Source organism: Salmonella sp. SJTUF15581, assembly GCF_043356775.1.
Taxonomy (GTDB): Bacteria; Pseudomonadota; Gammaproteobacteria; order Enterobacterales; family Enterobacteriaceae; genus Salmonella; species Salmonella enterica.
This window is the reverse complement of record NZ_JBEUJY010000036.1, coordinates 1-2,915: the sequence shown is the minus strand read 5'-3', so window position 1 is coordinate 2,915 and position 2,915 is coordinate 1. Positions and strand designations below refer to the sequence as shown.

Genomic DNA, 2,915 nt, shown 5'->3' with positions numbered 1-2,915 from the left:
CCCGGTACAGATACGCCCAGCGGCCATTGACCTTCACGTAGGTTTCATCCATGTGCCACGGGCAAAGATCGGAAGGGTTACGCCAGTACCAGCGCAGCCGTTTTTCCATTTCAGGCGCATAACGCTGAACCCAGCGGTAAATCGTGGAGTGATCGACATTCACTCCGCGTTCAGCCAGCATCTCCTGCAGCTCACGGTAACTGATGCCGTATTTGCAGTACCAGCGTACGGCCCACAGAATGATGTCACGCTGAAAATGCCGGCCTTTGAATGGGTTCATGTGCAGCTCCATCAGCAAAAGGGGATGATAAGTTTATCACCACCGACTATTTGCAACAGTGCCCTTTCGACTACCTCCCCTCAAAGCCATATCACGTACGTTAATCCTGACTTCATTAAAATCAGTGGTTTCACTGAGGAAGAACTATTAGGCCAGCCTCACAACATCGTAAGACACCCAGATATGCCGCCTGCTGCATTTGAGCATATGTGGAGTACATTAAAATCTGGCCGCTCATGGATGGGGCTAGTAAAAAATCGCTGTAAAAATGGCGACCACTATTGGGTAAGTGCTTATGTAACGCCAATAGCTAAGAATGGTTCGATTGTTGAATACCAGTCTGTAAGGACCAAGCCTGAACCTGAGCAGGTTTTGGCTGCGGAAAAATTATATGCTCAATTGAGAAGCGGGAAGGCCGCGAGGCCGAAATTGGCTGCTAGCTTTTCCGTGAAAATACTCTTGCTCATATGGGGTAGTATTATATCAAGCGCAATGGCTGCCGGCATGCTTACTGATACATCAATAAGCAGCTTATTGTTAGCCACTTTAATGTCAGGAAGCTTAAGCTCTGTTAGTGTTTTGGCTATTCTCTCTCCTCTTGGAAGACTGGTTGAAAGAGCCAGGAATATTTCCAATAACCCATTAAGTCAATCCCTCTACACTGGGCGCACCGATGAGTTTGGCCAAATAGAGTTTGCTTTACGAATGATGCAAGCTGAAACAGGCGCCATAGTAGGTCGCATAGGTGATGCATCAAATCGGCTTAGCGAACACACCCGAGGCCTACTAAAGGATATTGAGTCAAGCAATGTACTTACAGTTGAGCAGCAGGCAGAGACAGATCAAATAGCAACGGCAGTAAACCAAATGGTGGCAAGCATTCAAGAGGTTGCGAGCAATGCACAGCATGCTGCAGATGCGGCCGGAAGAGCAGACACTGAGACGGCATCTGGCCAGCGTCTGGTAGCCCACACAAGCCAGTCAATCACTGCCCTTGAAGGTGAAATTAGGCAAGCCACTCAGGTTATTCATGAGCTTGAAGGTCAAAGTAACGAGATATCAAAAGTTCTTGACGTTATACGAGGGATCGCCGAGCAAACGAATTTGTTGGCACTCAACGCAGCAATTGAGGCCGCGCGTGCTGGTGAGCAGGGGCGTGGTTTTGCTGTTGTCGCCGATGAGGTTCGCAGTCTTGCTGCTCGCACACAGCAATCGACAACGGATATTCAAAGCATGATCAGCGCTCTACAAGAGCGAGCGCAATCCGCTGTTACAGTCATGGAGCAAAGTAGTCGGCAAGCGCACACGAGTGTAGCTCACGCAGAGGAAGCAGCTACAGCTCTTGATGGAATTGGCCAACGCGTTAACGAAATTACCGACATGAACGCGCAAATAGCGACTGCGGTCGAGCAGCAGGGAGCAGTAAGTGAAGACATAAACCGCAGTATTATCAATATACGCGATGCTGCTGATACCAATGTACAGACCGGGCAGAATAATTTGCAAAGTGCGAAATCTGTCGCTCAGTTAACTAGCGCTCTGAGCGAACTGGCAAAACAGTTTTGGGAAAAACGAGGATAACGCTTTTCAGTATCTCGACAGGGATAACTTACTTTACCATCGGTTATCCCTTTTAGCCGCACAAATTTTAGCCATGGCTTTTCAGGAAGTCAGGGCTATCAGAATGGCCTTAGAAAGCCTAGTCAAAGAGCTGTCACGAGAACACCGTTAGCTTAGCGTACGATTTTTTCCGAATTCTGCGGTTCCCCCTGTGTAAACAGTAAAACAGATGTTGCGGAACACGCTGGCAAAAATGGATAAGTAACCGGAAAACTCATAACTGTCATGATTGACGAAAGCTGCATCGGGTGATGCTGCCAACTTACTGATTTAGTGTATGATGGTGTTTTTGAGGTGCTCCAGTGGCTTCTGTTTCTATCAGCTGTCCCTCCTGTTCAGCTACTGACGGGGTGGTGCGTAACGGCAAAAGCACTGCCGGACACCAGCGCTATCTCTGCTCTCACTGCCGTAAAACATGGCAACTGCAGTTCACTTACACCGCTTCTCAACCCGGTACGCACCAGAAAATCATTGATATGGCCATGAATGGCGTTGGATGCCGGGCAACTGCCCGCATTATGGGCGTTGGCCTCAACACGGTTTTACGTCACTTAAAAAACTCAGGCCGCAGTCGGTAACCTCGCGCATACAACCGGGCAGTGATGTGATTGTCTGCGCTGAAATGGACGAACAGTGGGGCTACGTCGGTGCTAAATCACGTCAGCGCTGGCTGTTTTACGCGTATGACAGGATACGGAGGACAGTTGTGGCGCACGTTTTCGGTGAACGCACTCTGGCCACACTGGAGCGTCTTCTGAGCCTGCTGTCACCCTTTGACGTGGTGATATGGATGACGGATGGCTGGCCGCTGTATGAATCCCGCCTGAAGGGAAAGCTGCACGTAATCAGCAAGCGATATACGCAGCGAATTGAGCGGCATAACCTGAATCTGAGGCAGCACCTGGCACGGCTGGGACGGAAGTCGCTGTCGTTCTCAAAATCGGTGGAGCTGCATGACAAAGTCATCGGGCATTATCTGAACATAAAACACTATCAATAAGTTGGAGTCATTACC

General features: G+C 49.3%; 3 protein-coding genes. 2 read left to right on the top strand and 1 reads right to left on the bottom strand.

All coding sequences use genetic code 11. The features are described from left to right. Window positions 1-280: IS6 family transposase (locus ABVN36_RS24590; RefSeq protein ID WP_001067825.1), on the bottom strand; the 280-nt coding region annotated here is incomplete at its 3' end. A 24-nt stretch (window positions 281-304) separates the two neighbouring features. On the opposite strand from ABVN36_RS24590, the gene ABVN36_RS24585 reads away from it, so the two are divergent. Together ABVN36_RS24585 and ABVN36_RS24580 are read left to right on the top strand one after the other, a co-directional pair. Then, on the top strand, window positions 305-1,861 hold the full coding sequence (locus ABVN36_RS24585) for a PAS domain-containing methyl-accepting chemotaxis protein (protein ID WP_053897648.1): 1,557 nt from the start codon (window positions 305-307) through the stop codon (window positions 1,859-1,861). Window positions 1,862-2,202: 341 nt separating this feature from the next. Beyond that, a protein-coding gene (locus ABVN36_RS24580; protein ID WP_223367361.1) for an IS1 family transposase occupies window positions 2,203-2,900 on the top strand; the annotation gives its coding sequence in 2 pieces (ribosomal slippage) (window positions 2,203-2,452 and window positions 2,452-2,900; 699 coding nt in all). Window positions 2,901-2,915: the final 15 nt, after the last annotated feature.